Source organism: Arsukibacterium sp. MJ3, assembly GCF_000987765.1.
Lineage (GTDB): Bacteria > Pseudomonadota > Gammaproteobacteria > Enterobacterales > Alteromonadaceae > Alishewanella.
Map to the genome: position 1 here is coordinate 1 of NZ_LAHP01000132.1, position 571 is coordinate 571.

Sequence of the window (571 nt, forward strand, 5' to 3'; positions counted from 1 at the left end):
TGAACTTAGCGCAAGTACTCATTGCCCGCGCCGATCTGTTATTGCTGGATGAGCCCACTAACCACCTAGATCTAGATGCCATTGTTTGGTTAGAAAGCTGGTTAAAACGCTTTGAAGGAACGGTAATCGTAATCTCCCATGATCGCGAATTCTTGGATGGTGTAGTAAATAATATTATCCATATCGAGCGCCAAACCACCCAGTGTTATAGCGGTGATTACAGTAGCTTTCAGCGCCAGCGTAGTGAGCGCCGAGCGCAACAGGCGCAACAGTATGCAAAAGAACAGCAGCAACGTGCGCATTTGCAAAGTTTCGTTGATCGCTTTCGCGCCCAAGCAACTAAAGCCCGCCAAGCACAAAGCCGCTTAAAGGCATTAGAACGGCTTACCGCAACGGCACCGCTGGGCGATGAAGAACCCTTTGATTTGAATTTTCCTGAGCCCAGCAAGTTACCCAACCCGCTCATTCAGCTGGATAATATTCAAGCGGGCTATAGCAGTGCCGGTGAACAAACCATTATTCTGCAAAAAGTGCATTTAAATTTGGTACCTGGTAGCCGTATCGGGTTGCT

1 pseudogene is annotated in these 571 nt (G+C 48.2%); it reads left to right on the plus strand.

Annotated elements, in window-relative coordinates:
- Nucleotides 1–571: pseudogene (locus VT06_RS17140) on the plus strand (ABC transporter ATP-binding protein); the annotation flags it as partial.